This is a genomic window from Spiroplasma endosymbiont of Dasysyrphus albostriatus (genome assembly GCF_964019495.1).
Lineage (GTDB): Bacteria > Bacillota_I > Bacilli_A > Mycoplasmatales > VBWQ01 > Spiroplasma_E.
The window spans coordinates 801,665-825,087 of sequence record NZ_OZ026447.1; the positions used below are offsets into that span (position 1 = coordinate 801,665).

The 23,423-nt window shown below is 23.0% G+C and carries 24 protein-coding genes and 1 pseudogene; 13 read left to right on the forward strand and 12 right to left on the reverse strand.

The features are described from left to right. The first annotated feature begins 111 nt into the window (after window positions 1–111). From AACL11_RS04920 to AACL11_RS04940, 5 genes are all read left to right on the forward strand, one after another. On the forward strand, window positions 112–867 hold the full coding sequence (locus AACL11_RS04920) for a hypothetical protein (RefSeq protein WP_338988381.1): 756 nt from the start codon (window positions 112–114) through the stop codon (window positions 865–867). Between the two features lie 37 nt (window positions 868–904). Beyond that, window positions 905–1,694 (forward strand): IS5 family transposase gene (locus AACL11_RS04925; protein ID WP_281747819.1). Its coding sequence is split into 2 segments (ribosomal slippage): window positions 905–1,165 and window positions 1,167–1,694, totalling 789 coding nucleotides; the frame shifts between segments, so codons are not numbered across the junction. Window positions 1,695–1,797: 103 nt separating this feature from the next. Next, the gene (locus tag AACL11_RS04930) at window positions 1,798–2,061 is read left to right on the forward strand and encodes a hypothetical protein (protein WP_338988383.1); all 264 of its coding nucleotides are present in this window, start codon (window positions 1,798–1,800) and stop codon (window positions 2,059–2,061) included. 205 nt (window positions 2,062–2,266) lie between these two features. Beyond that, on the forward strand, window positions 2,267–3,010 hold the full coding sequence (locus AACL11_RS04935) for a hypothetical protein (protein ID WP_252320766.1): 744 nt from the start codon (window positions 2,267–2,269) through the stop codon (window positions 3,008–3,010). Between the two features lie 16 nt (window positions 3,011–3,026). Further along, a complete protein-coding gene (locus AACL11_RS04940; RefSeq protein ID WP_338988384.1) occupies window positions 3,027–3,806 on the forward strand; it encodes an alpha/beta hydrolase-fold protein in 780 nt (259 codons plus the stop codon). Window positions 3,807–3,812: 6 nt separating this feature from the next. Here AACL11_RS04940 and AACL11_RS04945 read toward each other — a convergent pair whose 3' ends face one another. After that, complete coding sequence (locus AACL11_RS04945) at window positions 3,813–4,091, reverse strand: SemiSWEET family sugar transporter (RefSeq protein ID WP_286641432.1); 279 nt, start codon at window positions 4,089–4,091, stop codon at window positions 3,813–3,815. Window positions 4,092–4,223: 132 nt separating this feature from the next. On the opposite strand from AACL11_RS04945, the gene AACL11_RS04950 reads away from it, so the two are divergent. Next, window positions 4,224–5,273, forward strand: coding sequence for a DUF3137 domain-containing protein (locus AACL11_RS04950; RefSeq protein WP_338988385.1), 1,050 nt, complete (start codon window positions 4,224–4,226; stop codon window positions 5,271–5,273). Window positions 5,274–5,326: 53 nt separating this feature from the next. On the opposite strand, the gene AACL11_RS04955 is transcribed toward AACL11_RS04950, so the two are convergent. Continuing rightward, complete coding sequence (locus tag AACL11_RS04955) at window positions 5,327–6,949, reverse strand: ABC transporter ATP-binding protein/permease (protein WP_338988386.1); 1,623 nt, start codon at window positions 6,947–6,949, stop codon at window positions 5,327–5,329. Between the two features lie 331 nt (window positions 6,950–7,280). Between AACL11_RS04955 and AACL11_RS04960 the strand changes: the two genes are divergently transcribed. After that, a complete protein-coding gene (locus AACL11_RS04960; RefSeq protein ID WP_338988388.1) occupies window positions 7,281–8,357 on the forward strand; it encodes a hypothetical protein in 1,077 nt (358 codons plus the stop codon). Between the two features lie 2 nt (window positions 8,358–8,359). Here AACL11_RS04960 and AACL11_RS04965 read toward each other — a convergent pair. Then, a pseudogene (locus tag AACL11_RS04965) lies at window positions 8,360–8,857 on the reverse strand (IS3 family transposase); the annotation flags it as partial. A gap of 94 nt (window positions 8,858–8,951) precedes the next feature. Here AACL11_RS04965 and AACL11_RS04970 point away from each other — a divergent pair. Further along, window positions 8,952–10,190 carry an IS256 family transposase gene (locus tag AACL11_RS04970; RefSeq protein WP_338988390.1) on the forward strand — a complete coding sequence of 413 codons (1,239 nt, stop codon included), beginning with the start codon at window positions 8,952–8,954 and terminating at the stop codon, window positions 10,188–10,190. Here the strand turns inward: AACL11_RS04970 and AACL11_RS04975 are convergent. Both AACL11_RS04975 and AACL11_RS04980 read right to left on the reverse strand, forming a co-directional pair. Beyond that, the gene (locus AACL11_RS04975; protein WP_338988392.1) at window positions 10,187–10,543 is read right to left on the reverse strand and encodes an IS3 family transposase; all 357 of its coding nucleotides are present in this window, start codon (window positions 10,541–10,543) and stop codon (window positions 10,187–10,189) included. The two genes, AACL11_RS04970 and AACL11_RS04975, sit on opposite strands and share 4 nt — an antisense overlap. A gap of 41 nt (window positions 10,544–10,584) precedes the next feature. Further along, window positions 10,585–10,848 (reverse strand): hypothetical protein, encoded by a 264-nt coding sequence (locus tag AACL11_RS04980; RefSeq protein WP_338988393.1) that lies wholly within the window; start codon window positions 10,846–10,848, stop codon window positions 10,585–10,587. Here AACL11_RS04980 and AACL11_RS04985 point away from each other — a divergent pair. Next, window positions 10,830–11,619 (forward strand): IS5 family transposase gene (locus AACL11_RS04985; protein WP_338988396.1). Its coding sequence is split into 2 segments (ribosomal slippage): window positions 10,830–11,090 and window positions 11,092–11,619, totalling 789 coding nucleotides; the frame shifts between segments, so codons are not numbered across the junction. The genes AACL11_RS04980 and AACL11_RS04985 overlap by 19 nt on opposite strands. Window positions 11,620–11,670: 51 nt before the next feature. On the opposite strand, the gene AACL11_RS04990 is transcribed toward AACL11_RS04985, so the two are convergent. Beyond that, on the reverse strand, window positions 11,671–12,684 hold the full coding sequence (locus AACL11_RS04990) for an IS3 family transposase (RefSeq protein WP_338986622.1): 1,014 nt from the start codon (window positions 12,682–12,684) through the stop codon (window positions 11,671–11,673). A 133-nt stretch (window positions 12,685–12,817) separates the two neighbouring features. On the opposite strand from AACL11_RS04990, the gene AACL11_RS04995 reads away from it, so the two are divergent. Continuing rightward, window positions 12,818–13,318 (forward strand): hypothetical protein, encoded by a 501-nt coding sequence (locus AACL11_RS04995; RefSeq protein WP_338988398.1) that lies wholly within the window; start codon window positions 12,818–12,820, stop codon window positions 13,316–13,318. A 41-nt stretch (window positions 13,319–13,359) separates the two neighbouring features. Here the strand turns inward: AACL11_RS04995 and AACL11_RS05000 are convergent, their stop codons facing one another. From AACL11_RS05000 to AACL11_RS05010, 3 genes are all read right to left on the reverse strand, one after another. Beyond that, window positions 13,360–13,932: an IS630 family transposase gene (locus AACL11_RS05000; protein WP_338988471.1), complete on the reverse strand. Its 573-nt coding sequence runs from the start codon at window positions 13,930–13,932 to the stop codon at window positions 13,360–13,362. 83 nt (window positions 13,933–14,015) lie between these two features. Then, window positions 14,016–14,805, reverse strand: a protein-coding gene (locus tag AACL11_RS05005; protein WP_281747819.1) for an IS5 family transposase whose coding sequence is annotated in 2 segments (ribosomal slippage) — window positions 14,016–14,543 and window positions 14,545–14,805 — 789 coding nt in all. Because the reading frame shifts where the segments join, the coding sequence is not laid out codon by codon here. Window positions 14,806–14,842: 37 nt separating this feature from the next. Next, window positions 14,843–15,115, reverse strand: a complete 273-nt coding sequence (locus AACL11_RS05010) for an IS630 transposase-related protein (RefSeq protein WP_338988400.1) — start codon at window positions 15,113–15,115, stop codon at window positions 14,843–14,845. A 226-nt stretch (window positions 15,116–15,341) separates the two neighbouring features. Between AACL11_RS05010 and AACL11_RS05015 the strand changes: the two genes are divergently transcribed. After that, window positions 15,342–16,916 carry an APC family permease gene (locus AACL11_RS05015; RefSeq protein ID WP_338988402.1) on the forward strand — a complete coding sequence of 525 codons (1,575 nt, stop codon included), beginning with the start codon at window positions 15,342–15,344 and terminating at the stop codon, window positions 16,914–16,916. Between the two features lie 30 nt (window positions 16,917–16,946). On the opposite strand, the gene AACL11_RS05020 is transcribed toward AACL11_RS05015, so the two are convergent. The 3 genes from AACL11_RS05020 to AACL11_RS05030 form a co-directional block, all read right to left on the reverse strand. After that, window positions 16,947–17,114, reverse strand: a complete 168-nt coding sequence (locus AACL11_RS05020; RefSeq protein WP_338959267.1) for a hypothetical protein — start codon at window positions 17,112–17,114, stop codon at window positions 16,947–16,949. Between the two features lie 129 nt (window positions 17,115–17,243). Next, entirely contained in the window at window positions 17,244–18,152 is a 909-nt protein-coding gene (locus tag AACL11_RS05025) for an ABC transporter ATP-binding protein (protein ID WP_338988403.1), read from the reverse strand. A gap of 13 nt (window positions 18,153–18,165) precedes the next feature. Then, the gene (locus AACL11_RS05030; protein ID WP_338988406.1) at window positions 18,166–19,887 is read right to left on the reverse strand and encodes a hypothetical protein; all 1,722 of its coding nucleotides are present in this window, start codon (window positions 19,885–19,887) and stop codon (window positions 18,166–18,168) included. Window positions 19,888–20,100: 213 nt separating this feature from the next. Here AACL11_RS05030 and AACL11_RS05035 point away from each other — a divergent pair, with 213 nt between their 5' ends. Together AACL11_RS05035 and AACL11_RS05040 are read left to right on the forward strand one after the other, a co-directional pair. Next, window positions 20,101–20,427: a hypothetical protein gene (locus tag AACL11_RS05035; protein ID WP_338988408.1), complete on the forward strand. Its 327-nt coding sequence runs from the start codon at window positions 20,101–20,103 to the stop codon at window positions 20,425–20,427. A gap of 999 nt (window positions 20,428–21,426) precedes the next feature. Further along, a complete protein-coding gene (locus AACL11_RS05040; RefSeq protein ID WP_338988409.1) occupies window positions 21,427–23,034 on the forward strand; it encodes a hypothetical protein in 1,608 nt (535 codons plus the stop codon). Window positions 23,035–23,423 lie beyond the last annotated feature (389 nt).

Sequence of the window (23,423 nt, forward strand, 5' to 3'; positions counted from 1 at the left end):
ATAATTAAAAATAAAAAAGTAACTATATTTAGTTTATAAACTAAATATAGTTTTTAACCTATTGCTTTATTTATAAGTAAATGGGTTTTTTAATTTTTAAAGAAGAAAAAAATGTTAATTGAAAAAATTAATATATTAAAAAAAGCAAAAGAAGACTTGGATAAAGAAATATTTTTTATTGAGAAAAAAAGTGAAGAAATAGTTGAACAAATTGAATCTTTAGAAAATAAAATTAAACGTTTAAAAAAACTAAAAAAATCAAAAAAAATACAACTATTTTCAAATATTAATAAACAAATTAAAGAAACAGAATTAAATATAAAAACTTTAATAGAAGAAATTGATGAAAATGAAAAAAATGCACAACCATTTAAAAATTCAAAATTAAATATTTTAAAAGAAATTATTGATTTACAAGGTCAGTTATATGAAAATAAAGTTAAGAGATATAAAGAAATATTTGAACAATTAGATTTTATTTTAAAAAATAAAAACTTTGAAGAATTAGAACATTCTATATATCCATCTAAATATCCATCTAAGAAAAATCCTTTTGAAGAAGATGGTGATACAGAATTATTTGATAGTATTAGTTTCTCAGTAATTCAAATTAAGGATTTAGAACAAAAAATATTTGATTTTGAAGAAAAAAATAAAGAAATATTAGATAAAATTGATTTACTTGAACTTGATATTAAAAATTTAAGAGAAAAAAAAGCAGAAAAAAATTGAAAACTAACTTTTTTAAATGTATTTACTTTTGGTATTTTTAAATATGTTAGAAACAAAAAAGTTAATAAAGAAATTAAAGAAATAAAATTGAAAACAAGAAATTTAAGAACCTGTTTAGAATCTTTTAGAAAATAATGTAAAATTACTATATATTTTAAAATAAGAGGTATATATGCATAAAAATTATCCAAGTCATGTTACTAAAGAACAATTTGAGAACATAAAATCAACTTTAGAAAACAGCAAAAAGAAAACAAAACCAAGAAATTTAGATTTATATGAAGTGTTTTGTGCAGTTTTATATGTATTAAAAAGTGGTTGTCAATGAAGAATGTTACCAAAAAATTTTCCAAAATGACAAACTGTATATTATTATTTCCAAATTTGAAGTAAAAACAATGATAAAGAACCTAGTGTATTGCAATTAATTTTAAAAAAAATTAGTTAAAAAGATTCGTATTAAGAATCATCGAAAAGAAAAAACTAGTTTTTGTATAATTGATTCGCAAAGTGTTAAAAATACAGATACTACTGAAAATAAAGGTTATGATGCTGGTAAAAAGATTTCAGGAATAAAACGTCATATTGCAGTTGATACGCAAGGTTTACCACATGCAATTTACATAACTACAGCAGAAAAAACAGATCGTAATAGTGCTATCATAATGATTAAAAGTGAAAAAGAAAATCTTTCTACAGTTCAAAAAATAATAGTAGATGCTGGCTATACTGGTGAAAAATTTGCTTCTGCAATCAAAACAATCATAAATGCAAATGTTGAAGTTGTAAAACGTAATGAATTACATTCTTTTGTAGTACTACCAAAAAGATGAGTTGTAGAACGAAGCTTTGCATGATTAGAAAAATGCAGAAGATTATGAAAAAATTGTGAAAGAAAACTAAATACTAGTTTACAAATGGTTGTTCTTTCCTTTATTTCAATTTTATTAAAAAGATTCTAAACAGGTTCTAAGAGAAGAAATAAATGAAAATGAAAAAAATATTAAACCACTTAAAGTTTTAAAATTAAATATTTTTGAAAATATTATTAATTTACAAGTCAGTTTGATTAATAAAATTACAAATGAAAAAAATGAAGAAATTTTTGATAAATTAAATTTTATTTCAGAAAATGAAATATCAAAGCAATTTGATGAAGACAATCCTTTTTCTAGTAAAAAAGAATTAATTTCAAGAGTTAATAGTCAATATAGTGATCTTGGTTTTGAAACAGATATTGAAAAAAATCAATCTTGTTTTAGTTTGCCAAATGAAGATAAAGCAGAAGAAAAATTAAGTTCTTCTTTGAAATCAATAAATTCTTTATAAGAAAAAAAATTTTAGTTAAAAATGAATTTAAAAAGTTATTATTTAAAATAACTTTTTATTTTTATATATTAAATATAATTAATTATCAATGATATTATTGGCAATTAAATATAATAAATAAGTAACATTATGTACTTATTTATTTCAATGTTATAATTATTTTAAGATTAAATTTAAAAATATATAATTAGATTGGAAGTAAAAAATGATTCCCGAATATCGATTATTTAACCATCTTTTGCTTTTAAAAAGTAATTATTTTTTTAAGCGCGAAATTAAAAAAAAATTAGGTCATTTAAAAGCAAAAGATTATCGTAATACTTATAACTTAATATTTAATAGTAATCAAAATTTAATGTTTATGAAAATAATAAGTGTTTATTTATATTTTAATAAAATTTCTTATAAAGAATATTTAAGATTAGTTGCAAATTTTATATTAACTATTTCTGCTTTAATTCCTACTTTTAAGCGTCAAGAAAAACAGTTAGATGATTATCAAAATGCCAAGGAACTTTTATTATTACTTGGATGTAAAGACCAAATAAAAGTTTGGTTTGATGATACTTCAAAAGTAGTATTACCTGATTTTTTGATAAATAATTCTAATTTGAAAAAAGAAAGTTTGCTAATAATTAAAAGATTGGTAAATATTAGTGGTAATATTTTTATTAATTTAACTAAGAATGAAACAAACATAAAAAATAATTATGAGTTTGGAAGTTTATTAATGTTATTTTACTTGTTGGATTTAGAAACTAGAAAAACATTGCTAACAAAAGATAGTACTGATTTAAATTTAAAAGCTTTTTTTTCATATGAAACTTTATTTACTAATAAGTTGATAATTTTAGATGAATTGGTTAAATGTGCTATGCGCTTAGAACAAACTAATTTTAATTTTTATATTAGAATAATGAATTATTCTTTGTTAGGAAATTATCAATAAATTAAGGAGAAAAAATATGAATAATTATGATGTAAAAGTTGAAAATATTAAAAGTAAATTTTTAAATATTAATAAAGATATTATTATTGCTTTACCTTCTATTTATGATCAAAATATTGCTTATGAAGTTTATTTAGTTTTTGATGGTAAAGATATGTTACTTAATAGTAATAGTAATATTTTATTTGAAAATAATAGTAATTGTATTTTTATTGGTATTGGTAGTACCAATAATATGACTCGTTTTAATGATTTAGCAACTTATACCAATGATGATGTAAAAATATTAATGACAAAATATTTTCCTGAATTAAAAAAAAGTAAGATTGATTTTCTTGGTGGTAATGGTAAAAATTACTTAGAATTTATTATTAATGAGGTTATACCATTTGTTATTAAAAAGTTTAATTTAAAAATTAAAAATTTAAATGCCATTGGTTGTTCTTTGGGAGCATATTTTTGTTTACAAATGTTATATTTATCAAAATTACAATTTACAAAATTATTATTATTTTCGCCAGCAATTTGATTTAATTCACAAATTATTGAAGATTTAAAAACTAAAGTTTTAAATAATAATCAACCTTTAATAGTTGAACTATGGGTAGGAAAAAAAGAACCAAAGTTTTTTGAAGGCAAATTAGTAACAAATTATGAAAGTAATACTATTGAATTAAAAAAAATATTAACTAATAGAAAAATTACTACTAATTTAGTAATTGATGAAAATGGTAGTCATTGTTTTAAATGATGAATTAAATATATTAATGAAAATCCTTTAATTCTTATTACCTAATTGAAACTATGGTTTTTCTTTTTTTCTAAAAATATTATTAATTTTTAGAATTAAAATAATACTTGCAAAAAATAATACAATAGTATTAGTTGTAATAATAGCAGGTTGATTAGACAATATTGCAAAAATAATTCATGTTATTGCTGATAGTACAAAAATAATATACATATATAATGATAATGATTTTGTATCTCTGGTGCGAATTATTTTAAAACTTTGAGGAATTAAAACAATACTAGTTAAAATTGCTCCAATCCAAGATAAAATATTAATTGTAAGTTCCATATCTTTCTCTCCTAAATTCTTACTATATTTTAGTATTCTAAATGTTATTATAAGATATTAATGGTTAAGTTGATAGTAAAAATAATAATTTTAAGTATAATTATTTTAATAAATTAATATATGGGAGGAAAAATGAGCAGAAATAATAGTATTATAAAGTTTAATGAGAATGAATTAAAAATTATTAAAGAAAATATACATTCAATTTATAACAAGATTTTAAATACTTCCTTTAAGCGAATGTTTATAAGCAATGTATATAAAATTATTGCTTATATTATTTTGGCATTAGGTTTTTTTACTATTATGTTAGGGATAATTTTTCTGAGTAGTTTATTACCTGAAAAAGTGTCTAGCACATTTTATTTAGTAATAGTTATTATTGGTATTATTTTTATTTTAGTTGGAACATTGTTAGTAACAGTTGGACAAACTTTTTCTAAAAAAATAAAACGAGAATTTTTAGAATATAATATTAATTATTTAAAAATGGCAGTTAATTCTACTTTTAAAGCAGTTGAAATTACTAATGTTACTAATAATTTTACCATTGTACCACAAAAATTCTTAGTTATTGGTAGTGATTTTAATCATCGTGTTTGAACTGAAAAAGTTATTATTGGTAGTATTAATGATAAAAATTTTAATTGTGGAACAACCTTAGAAAAGATTACTAGAACTTACAAGACAGGAAAAACTACAACTACTAGTACTACATATAATCGATATCTTTATTTTACGTGTTTAATTGATATACAAGATGTAATAACAACGATTGTTCCTGAAACATTAGGTTCAAGAATTATGGGTTCAAATCGTGGTGATCAACTTGAATCAGCAGCATTTGAAAAGTTATTTGCTCTTGATTATAGTGATCCAATTAAGTTAAGAAAGTTATTAGTGCCGAAAGTAATGAGCAAAATGGTTGATTTAGCAAATACACAAGAAAAAATACCACGTATTTATGTTAATAAAAATCAAGTCACTATAATGTTTCCTTATATGAATATTGGTTCTGATAATAGTTCTACTGCTAATTTATTAAATTTAGTTATTGCTAATAGTGAAGAAAAATTATTAGAAAATGTTGTTGAAATGTTAAATTTTACATTAGATATTATAATAAACTCTTATCAATGAGTAGTAAGTTTAGATTTAAGTAAGGAATTATTATTTAAATAATTAAAAAATATTAAAAGTGATTGGGAATCCCAATCACTTTTAAATTTAGATTATTAATCTTGTCATTTTAATTTGCGAGCAGCAATTCCCATAAAAATTGCCAGTATTATTAAACTAATACCTCCATATAAATACATTTCTCATGTCATTTTAAATGTTCCATTTCAACATTCAAAGTAAGGCAAAGTAGAGTATTTAAATGGTGAGAAATAACTAATAATATTTAATACTTTACTACTTGTAATTCAATCAATAGGCATAATTGAGCCACTTAAGTAAGCAACAGGTAAATATAATACGTTGGCAACAGCAATAAATGAAGTAATAGTCTTAAATAGTGATGCTAACATTATTCCTAAACCAATAGTAGTAATAAAAATAATAATAATTCACGGAATCGAAGCACCAATTTGAGTAGGAAGAGCAATAACACTTCAGCCATACGTACCATTAAAGTAAATGCCACCTCATAATAATGTTCATAAGAAAGAAATTATTGAAGCAAATACACCGATGATAATTACAGCAGTAACAAAAAATAAAGGATGAATATTAGTTGCACCAATTCTTTTTAGTAATACAGATAATTTAAATTCAATAATTGTTTGAGGAATAATAAATATTCCAACTGAAATAATATTAACAATCGCAATACCAGCAATCATTTGTTTAACAGCAGTAATGGTGCCAGCAACATCAGCACCAGTATGCCGTATTGATTCTCCTTGAATTCCCAAAATTAGAATTGGATAAACAATTAGAAAAAATGGGACAAAGAAGCCTTTTAGATAATATTTAAACATTAAATTCAATAACGGTATTTGTTTAGAAGGGCGTGTTTTTGCGGCATTTACAATTTTGTTTGGATCTTGCTGACCTTTTTTCTTAGATAATGCTTCTTTTTCTGCAGCAATAGTAGGTTTTTTATATTTTTGAAATTGTTGAGATGTATAGTTATGAACTGAACCATATTCTTTAACGACTTCTTTAACAGTCCGTTTTTCAATAATGTCACCATCATGCATATAAATGATACGTGTACAGAAATGTTCAATTTCACTCATGTTATGAGTAACTAAAATCATTGCTACATTTTTTTCAACAATATTTTTTTGTAAAAAATCAAATATTTCTTCCTTAACTTCAATATCTAAACCAGTTGATACTTCATCTAAAATAACCAAGTCAGGTTTATGAATAACACTTAATAATATATTAAGTCGTTGTTGTTGACCACCAGATAGAAACATAATATTTTTATTTTTAGCAGCTGATAATTGATAGGTATTTAATAATTCATTTAATTGACCAACATTGATTTCGATATTAAATGTTTCTAAATAATAAGTAAGCATATCCATAACAGTAATCCCTGGTGGATATTTTGATTCTTGAAATTGAAAACCAATAACAATACCTTCTTTTTTTTCAATAACTCCTGAAGTTGCATGTCTAATACCAGCAATAATTTCTGTTAGTGTTGACTTACCACTACCATTTGCACCAATGATTCCAATTCGCTCACCAGCTTTAATTTGAATATTTAATTTATTTAAAACCGTTTTATCACCGTATACTTTAACAATGTCAGTAGCATTAATTAGAAAGTCACTATTTTTAACTCTTTTTTCATGTGTTGTTTCTGTTAAATTTGTTTTCATTTCTTTTTCTAACATTTTTTATTTCCTCTCCTTTCAATCTAAACTACTATTTTCACTATCTAAATTTGGTTCTAATAAATCATTATATATCATCTTGGTGCTGTTAACAATTAAAATATGAGTAAATAATTTTTATTTTAGTTAAGTAATATTATTAATATTTTTTAAATATGTTTTTAAAAGTTATCTTTTTATAAAAAATTGAATTAATAGTATTATTTATAACACTATTTTAAAATAGTGTATTATTACGATAATATTAAAAGAATATAAGTTTTTAACCCTTTACTTTATTTTTGAAAGTAAGTGGTTTTTTTATCTCTAAAAAGAAAGGATAGTATATATTATGAAAATTTTTAATATAAATTATTGATTTAAAGTATGAACATTAACTGCTTTTAGTTTTGAACAACAAAATAAAAAAACACATGATCTATCAATAGCAATACCTATGACAAATAATGAAATGATAACAAGAAATCAATTATTAATTGATAATAAAAATATTACAACGATATTAGATTTTAATTTAAATAGAATTAAAAGGGAAACTAATTCAATTGATAATATAAATATAATGAAAATTTATGAATTAAATTTATTACAAATTCAAGAATTAACAAAAAAACAGATTCAAAACATTCAAGTATGAGATATTACAATAATTAGAGAAAAACAAATATCATGATTTAAACTAGAACAAATTTCATGATTTAAACCAGAACAAATTTCATGATTCAAATCATGACAAATTTCAGAATTTACAGAAAAACAAATTCAAGAGTTTTTACCACTACAAATTAGATCATTGACGCCAGTACAAGTTAAATCATTGACGAAACAACAAGTAAGTTCATTTTATTTATGACAAATTTTAGAATTTAAAGCAAGTCAATTAGTGCAACTATCACCATTGAAAAAACAATATTTTACATCAATTATAAATGGTAATAGTTTTAACATTAAAACATGAGATGGTAAAATTAAAAGTTGTATACATGAAGCAGGACATATTATGAATGATTTTAATTCCGTTTTTTTTAAAGATTTTATTATTTCAATGGAAGTTTTTAATAGAGAAAATGTTACAGGAATAACCAAACTTAATATTACTGGTTATATAACAGATGTTGAAAATACACAATATATATATTCTTGACTTAGATCTGTACTTGGTGGTGCTTCAGCTGAAATAGTTATGAAATATCCGTACCCTTATCGTCGTAATGGTCATGAAGTAGCACCAAATATAAAAATAGTGCATGAAATGTTAGTAATAAAAAGAAGGCAAATTTCAAATTTAGATTTTCAAATTTTAATTGAACAATTAAAAAAGGATTCAATAAAAGTAATAGAAGATAATAAAATAGCATTTAGTAAAATAATCGAAATATGTAGTATTTGGAATGGCAACACTTTTTAGGACTATTTTTTGGTAGACATTTGTTGTTGATATTTAACTGGAGTTAAGTAGTTTAAAGTGCTGTGAATTCTTATATTGTTATATCAATTGATGTAATCAAATAATTCTAATTTTAATTGGATTAATGATGTAAAATTTTTATCATTAATAAATTCGGTTTTAAAAGTTTTAAAAGTTGCTTCAGCAACAGCATTATCATAAGGACAACCTTTTTTACTTAAAGAACGGTTAATGTTGAATGCTAGTAAAAGTTTATCAATAATTTTATTGTTAAATTCATTACCGCGATCACTATGAAATATTTGAATATCTTTTAAACAGCGATTTGATTGCATAAATGCTTGATGTACTAATGATGCATCTTTTTTAACTCCAACACTATGTCCGATAATTTCGCGGTTAAATAGGTCTATTAATAGGCAAATATAGTTTCACCTACCATTAACTTGTACATAAGTTAAATCACTAACAATAACTTCATTTTTAATCCTATTCTTAAAGGTAATGTTTAGTAATCTGTGTAACTTACAAAAATAACTATGTTTAATTAGTTCTAGTAAATATAATTAATTTTCTAGAAAGAGTGAGTTACAGATGGCTAAAAAGCAAAATATTAATAACAATGATCCAATATCACAAGCAGTAGATTTATTATTAGAAAATACTGAAGATTTAACAACAGTTTTTAAAGAGGGAGGATTATATAAAGAATTAACAAAAAGATTAGTAGAAAAAATGTTGAATTCTGAGATGCAAAATTATTTAGGATATGATAAGAATCAACATAGTAATAGTGACAATGCTCGTAATGGTATAAGTTCAAAAAAATTAATAACCCAACAAGGTAAAATTGAAATTGATGTACCAAGAGATCGTAATAGTAATTTTAATCCTGTAATAGTTGCAAAAAGACAAAGAAGATTTGATGGTTTTGATCAACAAGTTCTTTCTTTATATGCAAAAGGTATGACATTATCAGATATTAGAATGCAATTACAAGAGTTATATCATGGTGCTGATATTAGTGAAAGTGTTATTAGTCAAATTACTGATGATGTTATTGATGACGTCAAAGCATGGCAAAATCGACCATTAGATAGTGTTTATCCGATTGTTTATTTTGATTGTATAGTAGTTAAAGTACGACAAGATAAACTGATTATTAATAAATCAGTTTATATAGCTTTAGGAGTTGATTTAGAAGGTAAAAAAGATGTTTTAGGTTTATGAATTAGTGAAAATGAAGGTTCTAAATTTTGATTAGCCAATTTCACAGAAATGAAAAATCGTGGCTTAAATGATATTCTGATTGCTTGTAGTGATAATTTAACAGGCATGTCAGAAGCAATACAATCAGTTTATCCTAAAACCGAACATCAATTATGCATCGTTCATCAAATTAGAAATAGTTTGAAATATGTCTCATATAAGCATAGAAAATCTCTAGTTGCAGATTTAAAACCAATTTATACTGCATGTAGTGAAGAACAAGCAATGCAAGCTTTAGAATCATTTGAAAATAAATGAACTAAACAATATCCACAAATTGCTAAATCTTGATATAAAAATTGAGATAATTTAATGGTTTTTATTAGTTATCCTGCAGAAATAAAAAGGGTAATTTATACCACAAATGCTATTGAATCTGTTAATAGTCAATTACGAAAAGTCATCAGAAATAAAAAAGTTTTTCCTAACGATATGTCAGTTTTTAAAATATTTTATTTAGCAATTGACAATATAACAAAAAAATGAACAATGCCCATTCAAAATTGAAATACAGCAATTGCTCATTTTATGATAAAATTTGAAGACAGAATTAATCTGAATTAGTAACTTTGTAAAACAAAGAAACACAGATTATTAAAAAGCCTCTTCTTAAATTTTCTATTAACAAGATTAGTTATTTGACTATCGTTAACTTTGTTATTATGATTTTTGAATGATAATTTAGTATATTTTGATATTAAATTATGTTCATTCATAATTTTTTTAATTTTTCTGCGCGATAAATAAATTTCTTGGTTTTCTAGAATTTTTTTTAATCTTCTAGTACCATAAACTTCTTTATTTTCTTTAAAAGCACTAATAACAGCTTCATCATAAATATTATTTTTGATTTTATTTTCTTTTTTCTTTAAATTAAAATAATATGTTGATTTAGATATTTTTAAAAAACGACACATTGTGCGAATTTTATATTTAGCTTTATTTTTGACAATAATTTCTATTTTCTGCCTATTATTAGTGCTGCTTGCTTTAAAATATCATTTTCCATTCGTAATTGCTTTAATTCTTTTCTTAATTTAATTAATTCATTTTCTTCAAAAGAACGATTATCTTTAGTTTTAAAACTTCCTGAATTACTAAATTGCTTAATTCAATTGTAAGTAGCTGCTCTTGTAAGAACCTGTTTAGAATCTTTTAGAAAATAATGTAAAATTACTATATATTTTAAAATAAGAGGTATATATGCATAAAAATTATCCAAGTCATGTTACTAAAGAACAATTTGAGAACATAAAATCAACTTTAGAAAACAGCAAAAAGAAAACAAAACCAAGAAATTTAGATTTATATGAAGTGTTTTGTGCAGTTTTATATGTATTAAAAAGTGGTTGTCAATGAAGAATGTTACCAAAAAATTTTCCAAAATGACAAACTGTATATTATTATTTCCAAATTTGAAGTAAAAACAATGATAAAGAACCTAGTGTATTGCAATTAATTTTAAAAAAAATTAGTTAAAAAGATTCGTATTAAGAATCATCGAAAAGAAAAAACTAGTTTTTGTATAATTGATTCGCAAAGTGTTAAAAATACAGATACTACTGAAAATAAAGGTTATGATGCTGGTAAAAAGATTTCAGGAATAAAACGTCATATTGCAGTTGATACGCAAGGTTTACCACATGCAATTTACATAACTACAGGAGAAAAAACAGATCGTAATAGTGCTATCATAATGATTAAAAGTGAAAAAGAAAATCTTTCTACAGTTCAAAAAATAATAGTAGATGCTGGCTATACTGGTGAAAAATTTGCTTCTGCAATCAAAACAATCATAAATGCAAATGTTGAAGTTGTAAAACGTAATGAATTACATTCTTTTGTAGTACTACCAAAAAGATGAGTTGTAGAACGAAGCTTTGCATGATTAGAAAAATGCAGAAGATTATGAAAAAATTGTGAAAGAAAACTAAATACTAGTTTACAAATGGTTGTTCTTTCCTTTATTTCAATTTTATTAAAAAGATTCTAAACAGGTTCGGTGGTTAGCCCTAATTACTGGACCATATTTTGATAGATATTTCTAAATTTTTATTTGTAATATTGGTGGTTTTAAAAATTTAGAATGTATTCTTTCATAATTATAAAACATAACATATTGATTTACATCATTAATAGCTTCATTGATTGTTAAATATTGATTTGAGTCTTTAGGCAATCATTCTTGAGATAAATGTGAAAATCAATTTTCAGATATGACATTACCGCCAATATCATATGGTTGTTTTTTGCTTAAAATTATTTGTTTGTTTTTTGCTCATTTTGTAATTTCTTGACAATAAAATTCGTTGGCGTTATCTGAATGTAAAATAACGTTTTTTATTTGATTTCAAGAAAATTGGTTGTTTATTTTTTCAAGTGCAGGAAGAATTAAATCTTGATATGATTTATTTGAAAATGTATTATAACTAACAACATTATTTGAATAAAAATCAATAATTACAAAAAGATATAGTCAACCTTCTTTGGTGTTTATTTGTTTAGTATCCATTGATCAAATTTGATTTGAAGCGGTTGTACTTTTGTAATCTTTGTTTACTTTATCCATTGTAGGTATTCACTTATTTGGATTTTTTTTGTTTTTAGGATAGTTATTTTTAGTTTGTTTTAATCCTTGAATATTGTGTTTTTTCATAATTTTTCGCATTTGTTTTGTTGATAATTCTATATTTAAAATGATATTTTTCTCTTGTTTTAATCACTCTTTAAAAGCTGAAAAAATTCTTAAATATCCATAAATTCTACCTTTTCTTGTAGAATGAAATTCGATTAAAAGTTGGCATAATTCTTGATATTTATGATTGCAATTAATAATATGATTTTTTTCTTTTTTAATAAGTTTTTGTTTATTTTTTAAAAAGTAATATGTTGATCTGTTTAATTGAAGATATTGACATAAGTTTCTAATTGAATATTGATTTTTGCAATCATCGATAATTTTAATTTTTTCTTTGATATTTAATTTGTTAATTATTAATGCTATTTGTTTAATTTTATCCATTAATAAAAATCCTTTCAGGTCAAAATTAGTGTTCATTATATAACACAATTGTTTTTAGAATACATTCAGATTTTTTAAATTAATGGTCTAGTAAAAAGGGCTAAGTGGCCCCATCCATTTCAGTAAAGTTACTAAAGAAGAAATTGAATATATTTTTAAATATAAAAGTTTGCCAGTAATAGTCGAAAATATAAAAAGTCAAATTCAACAACGTATAGATAATATTGATTGAAATGAAATAAATTCATTTCGTTTACAAAGTATAGAAAAAGTATTAGTAAATGCCAAAGATAATTTTGTCGGAAATGAATGATTATTATTTTTAGCCTGTGCTATTTTTGTTTCAATGGGATTTGGTTTTGTTTATAATAAACCATTTGCTTTAAAATCACAAATCGATAAAACAATAGCAGAAAGTAATTTAGATAATTTAACAGAGTTAGTTACTATTGATCGACAATTTCATCAAACAGAAATAAGCATGAAAACAGTATTTCTAATTAATAATGCAAGTAATGAAGATTTAGATCAACATCAAAAAGAAATCGAAAAAGAGCATCATAAAGGAGAAATAATTCCTTTATTACAAGATGAAATAACTTCAATAAATAATCTTGATTTGCAAAATCAACTTTCAATAAGTAGACATAGTAGATTGTTATTTACTTAAATGGTTTTAATAATTATTATCATTAAAATTAGAATATATAGCTAACTAAAGTAATGTTTACTCATATCTTGAAAAACAAAATCAATCGCGTTTTTAATATTTGGTCAATAATTTGGTAATATTTTTCTTATATTATGTTTTATAGCAAATCAAAAATGTTCAATTGGATTTAAATTAGGAGAATATGGTGGAAGAAATAATAGTTTGCATCCAGCATTTTCAATTAATTGTTTTGTTGCTTTAGATTTATGAAACGTCGCATTATCTAAAACTATAATTTGTCCACACTTTAATACTGGAATTAGTATATTTTTAACATATGATTCAAAAATTTTACTATTGCAATGTCCTTCAAATGCTCATAGAGCTTTTAATTTACCTTTATTTAGTGCACCAATTATACTCATTCTCTTTATTTTATATGCAGGTTTATTATCAAATAATCTTTTACCTTTTTCAGACCAACCATATTTATAAAATTCATTATCATCAATTCCAGATTCATCAATATATACCAAATCTTCATTCATTATTTTCGCTATTTCTTTTAAAAAATCTTCTTGTTTATTTTTATCTCTTTGTTCATATAGAAAAGTTTTTTTTATATGTATAATTTAGTTTTTTGAAATAGTTATAAACTGTTTCTTTTGTCATATCACCAAATTTTTCAATTACTTTTTGAACTGTAAGAACCTGTTTAGAATCTTTTTAATAAAATTGAAATAAAGGAAAGAACAACCATTTGTAAACTAGTATTTAGTTTTCTTTCACAATTTTTTCATAATCTTCTGCATTTTTCTAATCATGCAAAGCTTCGTTCTACAACTCATCTTTTTGGTAGTACTACAAAAGAATGTAATTCATTACGTTTTACAACTTCAACATTTGCATTTATGATTGTTTTGATTGCAGAAGCAAATTTTTCACCAGTATAGCCAGCATCTACTATTATTTTTTGAACTGTAGAAAGATTTTCTTTTTCACTTTTAATCATTATGATAGCACTATTACGATCTGTTTTTTCTGCTGTAGTTATGTAAATTGCATGTGGTAAACCTTGCGTATCAACTGCAATATGACGTTTTATTCCTGAAATCTTTTTACCAGCATCATAACCTTTATTTTCAGTAGTATCTGTATTTTTAACACTTTGCGAATCAATTATACAAAAACTAGTTTTTTCTTTTCGATGATTCTTAATACGAATCTTTTTAACTAATTTTTTTTAAAATTAATTGCAATACACTAGGTTCTTTATCATTGTTTTTACTTCAAATTTGGAAATAATAATATACAGTTTGTCATTTTGGAAAATTTTTTGGTAACATTCTTCATTGACAACCACTTTTTAATACATATAAAACTGCACAAAACACTTCATATAAATCTAAATTTCTTGGTTTTGTTTTCTTTTTGCTGTTTTCTAAAGTTGATTTTATGTTCTCAAATTGTTCTTTAGTAACATGACTTGGATAATTTTTATGCATATATACCTCTTATTTTAAAATATATAGTAATTTTACATTATTTTCTAAAAGATTCTAAACAGGTTCTAACATCTTTATTTTCTGCTAAATAATTTTTTAATTCATCTAAATCCTTTATTTTGTGGCTATGTCCTTTTTGATAATTCAAAATTGGTTTTATATTTCCGGTTTTTTGCTTTCTTTTTCTTCATAAAAATAAAGTCTTTCTAGTGATATTGAACACTTTACAAATTTCTTTAATTTTCATGTTTTTACTTTCATAAACTTCTATTACTTTTCTTCGTAAGTCCTCACTGTATGGTTTTGGCATAATTTAATCTTCCTAATCTATTTTAATTATTGCTGAATTATACTTGTAAGTGCAAGAATTGTTTAAATTACATATTATTATTTTACATTATTTATGAGTAAACATTACTTTCGTTAGCTATATATCATTAATTTAATTAATAACAAAATATTTAATGAAAAATATTTTGTTATTTTTCTTTTTAAATGTTACAATTAATCTTAAAAATATTAAGGAGGAAAAAATAATGAAGAGTGATGAATCTCATAAACGATTATCGTTAAAAGAATTTGTTTGATTAGGTTTTAATTATGCAGTAGGAATTGGTTTTATTGGTAATTTTGCAATATTATCTAATATTGGAAAACCTAACTCAATTGGAATTAATGCAATATGAGTGTATTTATTAATTGGTTTTGTGGCGGGTAATTGTGCATGAGCTTTTGCAAAATTATCTAGAATTCATAATTCTGATAATAATGGTGGTGCATATATCTATGTTAGGACAACTTTTGGTAGATTCTGAGGTTGATTAGTAGGTTTTATGCAATATGCTTGTTTACCATTTGTTGTGACAATTCAAGTAATGATGTTAATTAGAGGAACTTTTTCTCCAGAATTTATTAGTAATGGTCAACCACAATGATATAGTGCTAATTGAGGACCATTTTCTGATTTATATTTAGATTTCATTGGAATTTTTATTTATATGATTTCAGCTTCTGTTATTTTTGCTGGGATTAAAATATATAAAAAAATGGCACATACAACATCAATTATTAAGTGATTAACAGCCGGATTTTTAGTTATTGCTGGAATTAGTTTAGCAATAACTAATGGTTCATCAAATTGAAATTACTGAACTACTGAGAGTACATTTTCTTTTGCTGGATTTATGAATACTTTTACTTCATGTTTCTTTTTCTTTGCTGGTTTTGAAATTTTTTCAACAGCAGGTAAAAACGTTAATAACCCTGAAAAAAATATTGGTAAAGGTATTACTTTAATTATGATAATTATGACAGTTTTCTATGTTGTTATTTCATTAATTTTCTTTTTAGGATATAGCGTCTTTGTGCAAAATATGAATATGGGTGCGTGAAGTCCTTTTACAAGCAAAATAATTATCTATGGTGGTCCAATTATAATGATTATTAGTGGGTTAGCTTTAAAAATTAATATCGCAATGCAAAATGCTTTATATGGTGGTACCACATTACAACCACTTTCTAAAGAAGGATATATTTCTAATAAGTTATTTAATTTAAATAAAGATGGCATTCCTGTTAAAGCAGCAGTTATTAATTTAATAGTAACATCTGTTATGTTAATTTTATGATTAGTTATTCCTGATTTGATTAAAGGAATTTGGTTAGTTTCACATCCTGATCAACAATATTCATCAGCTTTTAATGTTGCTAATTTATCATCAGCTTTTTCTGTAATTACAATGTTTATTTATATCATGGTTTTAATTACAGTATTAAAATTAGCATTAGATAAAAAATTAAAACTGAATTGATATGAAAAAATTACTTTTCCATTTATTTTGGTAACTTTAGGTTTAATGTTCGTTTGACATTATTATTCTATTATTTATGATGCAGTTACAGCAACTGATTCAAGTGCAATAGTTGCTATGGTTATTGAGTTAGTATTTATTTTAAGTAATGTGATTTTTGCAATAACTTGATACTTTGCTTATTACTCTAAAAAATATAAACTTCGTTTAAAAACAAATCCTAATTTACAAGTAGAATTGAATAGTGAATTTTCTTTTAATTTAGAACATCAAGCAAAATTAGCAAAATGTAATAGTTAACAAAAAAAATAAGTTACTCTATAGAGTAACTTATTTTTTTATTAAATTAGTTTTTTTATATTTGTTGTTTATTTCTTCTCTTAAATTATTAATTATTTTGTGTTCTTGTTCTCAATTTATTTTTATTTGATTTCTTTCTTCAAGTGTTTTCTTAAATTCATGTTGATGTTTATTTATTCATTCATTAACTTTTCGCATTTTTTCTCCTTATTAAAATGTAAAGGTATTTATTTAAAATAATTAAACTTATATTAAGTTTATAAATAATTATACTATGAGAAATTAAAAAGATTAGAAATTTTATAGTTAAATTTTTGTTTTTTTATTTTATAAAAAATTTTTTAAATGTGATAAATCTATTTCTTTTTCATAAAGATTTTGAATACCAATTTTATATTTATTTAAAATTGAACTAAGATTATCAATTTTTTCTTGTGCATCTAAGCGAATTAAGATTTCATTTAAATCTTTAAGATATTTAAATTGATATTGATATTTTGTTAATATAGTGGCTGTTAATGGTAAATTGTTGGTAGTTAAAATAAAAATTTTGCCAACATCAAATTTTGCTATTGGTCCACTATAAAGCATTTTTCCCAAATCAATAATAGTACAATCATCAATAATATCTTTAACCTCGTTAATCATATGAGTTGTTAAGAAAATAGTTTTACCTTCTGCTTTTAATCTTTTTAATACATTTGTAAAATATTTTCGTGACTCTGAATCTAAGTTTGCACCCGGTTCATCAAGAATTACTAGTTCTGGATCATGTGCTAAGGCTTGAATTAGCATAATTCTATTTTTCATTCCTGAAGAGAAAGAATTTAAACCCTTATTACGATGTTCTCATAAATTAAAATTATTTAATAATTTTTGTAAATTAACTTCTAAAGCACTATCGGTAATAGTAGTTGTTTGTCCTAAATATTTTAGAAAATTATAAGCTGTTAAACCTTGTGGAAAGTTTTCTAAATTTAAGGAATAACCTAAGCTTAATTTTGATTTTGCACTTCCTGCTTTGTAATCATTAACCTTAATTGTACCACTGTATCTGTTACTGGGCATTGCACCAATGATAGACTTTAATAAAACGGATTTTCCGCTACCAGATTGACCAACCAAAGCATGAATAGTTCCTTTAAATACAGTAAAATTTATATTACTAATATTAAACTTTTTAAATTTTTTGTTATAGTTTCTGACACTAATCATAATGTCTTCTGTAGTTCCCATAATAAGTTTTCTCCTAACTAACAATTTTTCGATTATACATTAAATAAGAAAGTAAGAATAAAAAGATAGAAAATCCACAATATATTTCAAGAACTGATTTATTATTTTGAAAATAATCAATGTTATCGGTTTTTATTTTTTTATTATTTAATGTTAGTTTAAAATCAGGATAACTAAATAAAGTATTTTTTTGTGTATCAAAATCGATACTAGATGTTGCATAAGGTTCAAATCAAAAATCACCATAGTAGTCCATAAAATAAGTCCAAATTTGATTTCAATGTTCAATAAAATTTATTGCATTGATAAATTGATAACTATTTGCAATACTAATGTAATTTTTATAATTTTTATCATTAGTAACAGAATTATTAGTAATCTGACGATAAATATGAATTTGATTATAAATATATTCTTCGGTTGTTCTAACTAAAAAATAAACAGGATTATAAAAAATTTTATTAAATTCATTACGAAAATCAAATTTATATGCATATGTATCAATAAAAATATTTTTAATTTCCTTGGGTGATAGTGGAACGGGTTGTTCTAATATTGGACCTGTAATTTGTATATAAGTATTATTAATATCAGTATCGTATGTTAATAGTGAAGGTGCTTTACCGCTTTGCAGATCCATAAATGAATCAATATTATATTTTTTATCATAATCATTAATTATATTAATTAAGTCTTCTGTAATTTGATTATTATCAACATTGTTTTTTAATTCATCTAAGTTTTTAAAATAACTATTAAAAGTAATTTTCATAAATATATTTTTATTTTGAAATTCAGGTGGTTTTCAAGAGGTTGTTTTACTACTAAGAGTTTTAACAGTAGGATTTGTTTTAATAAATCCTAATTTTTGATAAAAATCAATACGCTTATTAATAACATTATTTTCTTTAATATCCTTTAATTCTTGATCACTAAGATTAGAATAAAAATCAAAAATAGCTTTTGTTAAATTTGGATATTTAATTAATCCTTTTTCTAAATTTTGTTTAAATAAAATTGCTTCTTTGATTTCACTAACAGTATATTGGATATTATTTTCAAAATTAATTTTAATAATGTCACTATTTATTTTGGTTAATGAGTAAGGCAAACCACCTAATAAAAATAGACTACAGAAAATAACAAAAATTAAAAAAACTGTTTGTGATGGAGTAAAAGCTAACATTGTTACTACACCAACAGTAACTAAAGCAGCAAATAAAGAGCAAAAGCCAAAAAATTTTAGGATTGTTAATACGTAAAAAGTTAAATAAGAAACTTTTATAATAATTCCGCAAATCCCGCCAAAGATTAATAAAGCAATAATATTTATGAAAATAAAAGTTAAACTCATAAAAAATAAAGCAGCGTATTGAGTTAAAATAATAACATTTCTTGTATAAGGTTTAGTAAGTAATAATAGGAAAGAACTATCTTCAAATTGAGTACCAAAAATTTTTATAGCATTTAATAAAATAAAAATAAATAGAAATATACTATAAAAAATCATAATATAGTATTGTAAATCAATAATAAAATCTTCTATTGATAAATTTAAAAAAAACAAAACACTAATGATCAATACCGAAATTACTATTGAAAATAAAAATAAAAATGCTGTAATAAAACTGTAACTAATTTTAATTATAATTAATCTAAATAACTTAAATCAACTTGTCTTTTTGGTTTTAGTTTTTTCTATAGTTTTCATTGTGGTTTCTAGTAATCTGTCCATTATTTTTTTCTCCTTTACATATTATCAATTATAATCAATTATTTTTTTTGTTTATAAAATATAATTTAATGAAAATGAAAAATTATTGAAAAAAGATTCTAAACACTAATATTTATGTTAGTATTATATTACCTAAATATTAGTGTTTAACCTATTTACTTTCATTTTAAAGTAAATAGGTTTTATATTTTAAAGTAGAAAGTGAGAAAAAATATGCGAAGTGGAATTAAACAAGAAAAATCAAAAAAACAAATAATTAAAAAATATGCGAAAAATGGTGCTATTGTTGGTGGTACTATCGGTGGTGGTGTTGGGTTTGTTGCTGGTATTGGTTGTGTGGTTATCTCACCTAGTCCAGGTGAGGTTATTGCTGGTGCCACTCTTCTTGGTGTTGGTGTTGGTGCTGTAAAAGTAGTAATAGATGAGATAAAACAAAAAGCAGTAAGACAACAAAGAGAACCATTTAACTCTTTTCAAGTAAATGCTATGGATTTACAAAATCCAAATTCAACAAGCAGAAATCAACCACCAACATTATAAAAACTAAACATTACCGATTAATGTTCTAAACAGGTTCTAAGAAGTATGAGTTCTAAGGAATAAAATTAATCAAATTTAAAAGATATGTTGAAAATATTTATTAATTTTATTTAATTATTTTAGGATTTTACTTTTTTAATCACAAAAATACCTATTGTTAGGTGTTTGTTTATTTTTTAATTGAAAGGATGGAAAATTATGAATAATATTTCTAACTATTCCATTGATTACGAATTTAAGGATTCCTATAACGGATTACATTCTAATTTTACAGATAGTTCTAATACATATAAATTACTAAAATGAAGTACTTTTTCTAATTCCTGAGATAATTTTACAGAAAAATATAAAACATTTCATTTTAATAAATCTCTTAATAATTTTTCTGTTAGATTAGCAAACGACACAAATAGTATTTAAAACTTAGAAACACCCATTAATACAAAAAAATTTGCAAAATATGGGGACAGGAAACAGTAATAGTATGTATAATATAAAAATAAACACAATTGATAGTGCTGGTCGTGGAAATAGTATAAATGTTTCTTTAAATATTTGACGCGATAAGGATTATATTTATTTTAGATGATTTTTATCAAATTATGCAAATTTTGGAATTGATTCATTTTTTCACATCAAAATTTTTTCTATCATTTTAAATTAAAGTATATTGTTTTAGTAATAATGCCTATTTATCCAATATTTTAATTAACTAAAATATTTTAAAACTACTCAATTTGAGTAGTTTATTTTTTCTTTTTAAAAATTTAAATATTACAAAAATTATAATAAATTAATTTATATATAGAATATGAATAGTTTAGTTTCTTATAATATATTATTAATACTTATAATATATTATAAGTAGAAAAATAATCAAATTATTAGTTTACATAAATATTAAAATTAATATATTCACAACATTTTAATTATAAATATTATAGAATATACTAAAACTTTAATAAAAGATATTAAAAGAAATTTTAGGAGGGTACTAGAGTGAAGAGAATATTAAAATTATTAGCAATTTTTGGATTAACAGCACCATTAGCAGTAAATGTAGTGGCATGTGGAAATGGTAATAGTTCTGATACTGATGATGAAGTATCGGAAAATGCTGATGTACAAGAATTATTAAAAAAAGCTAAAGAGCAAATTAGTTTAGGACTTGCAAATTTAATTAGTGAATATAAGAATTTAACTTTTGAAGATGAATTTGGTGAATCTGGAAAAGATATTACTAATAATTTAAATAGTTTATCTAAAGATAGTGACACTCTAGTTGATAGTAAAATAAAAGATATATTTTTAACTAGGCTTCAAAAAGATATTACAAATCTTATTATTGAGGATTATTTATTACAACCATCTGATTTAAAACCATTATTTAATAATATAACTACTAGTGAAATTTTAAAAATTGATTTTAATGAAACAACAATGACAAATAAACAATTCAATTGAACTAAGGAAAATGCTGATTTTGGTATTGAAAATTATGATCCAGCAACGTATAACATAACAATGTGATATAAACTTACTGCAGATTTAAAATTAAAATTATCTTATAAAGATGAAAGTAACAAAAAGACAGAAATTGAAGTATCTAATATTTTTGATTTTAATTACGCTAATACTGGTGCTAATTTAAAAGATTTAATTGAAGCTTCAACTAGTAATGTAACAAAAGTATTAAAAAATTTTATGATAGAAATGGAAAACGCCACTACTGATAGTGAAAGTTTATTACAAAAAGCAAAAAAATTAATTACTGAAAAACTTAATAACAATAAAGTTAATATTACTAAAGTTGATATTAATGCTCAATCAGAAGTGCTTCAAAAAAATGATGTTTATGCTAGTGGTGATCATATGTATGAAGCGCTTACTAAACCTACAATTGATGAAGCAATTGATTCTTTGAAAAATTATTTATCACCAACAGCAACAGCTTTTTCAGATGAGATTACTAAGTGACTTGTTGGAAAACAAGGAGTGCCTGAAGAAAATAAAAAGAAAATTAATGCTTTTGGAAAAATCACTATTAGTGATTGAAGCATTTCAGGATTAAGATTAACACCAATGACTTTAGATTTTATTAATATTAGTCCTAATCAAACGCAAGGTGAATGAGCAGAGCAAACAGCAACAGCATTAGGTAAAATATTTTATACAAAAAGTGCATTTGCTGAAGGGCGTATTGATATAACTACTGATAATAATTTAACAATATATATGAATCTTGGAGATTTTGATGACTTTGTTCAAAATAATAAAAAAATGAGTGATATTAGTGACTATATTAGTTCAAAAATAAATTCTAAAGCTACAACCGAAGATCTTATTAAAGGTAATATTTCAGTTACTTTAAATGGTCTTTGAAAAGGAGCAAAAAATCCTACTTTAAGTGATAGAACTAGTGTGGAAAAATTAGATGATAATACATTTAAAGTTAAAAGAAATGCGGGTGGTATGCATGGTTATAATTATTTAACTATTCGTTATGCAAACACTAGTTTTTTAACTGGAATGATTAAGAATCATAAAAATAATCATATTTTATTTGATAATTGAATTATTAAAAAAGCAGATACTAATGTTTGATAATTTATATTATTTTTCAAATTTTTTTGTTATGATAAAAAATTTCTAATATAATTTAAATTTTTAAATTGATTAAAATTAAAAATTTGTATAGTATTTTAATTATTATTTTTATATTTTCATTTCTAAAAATTTATCTTTACATTTAATTAAAAATAGTGTATTATATTTAAGTTGTTGATTAATTCGCAATTTTCTTTTAAGATATGATTGATAAAAAAATATCAAAAAGTTGTTAATGATGTCAAAGAAATAAATAATATCATGAAATTATTTGACAACTTTTAATTTTAGAAAAATTAGATGAATTAATACTTTAAAATGTAAGTAAGTATATTATATATAAATAATAAATAAAACTAATCCTTTTTTAAAATAATCCTCTTTTAGAG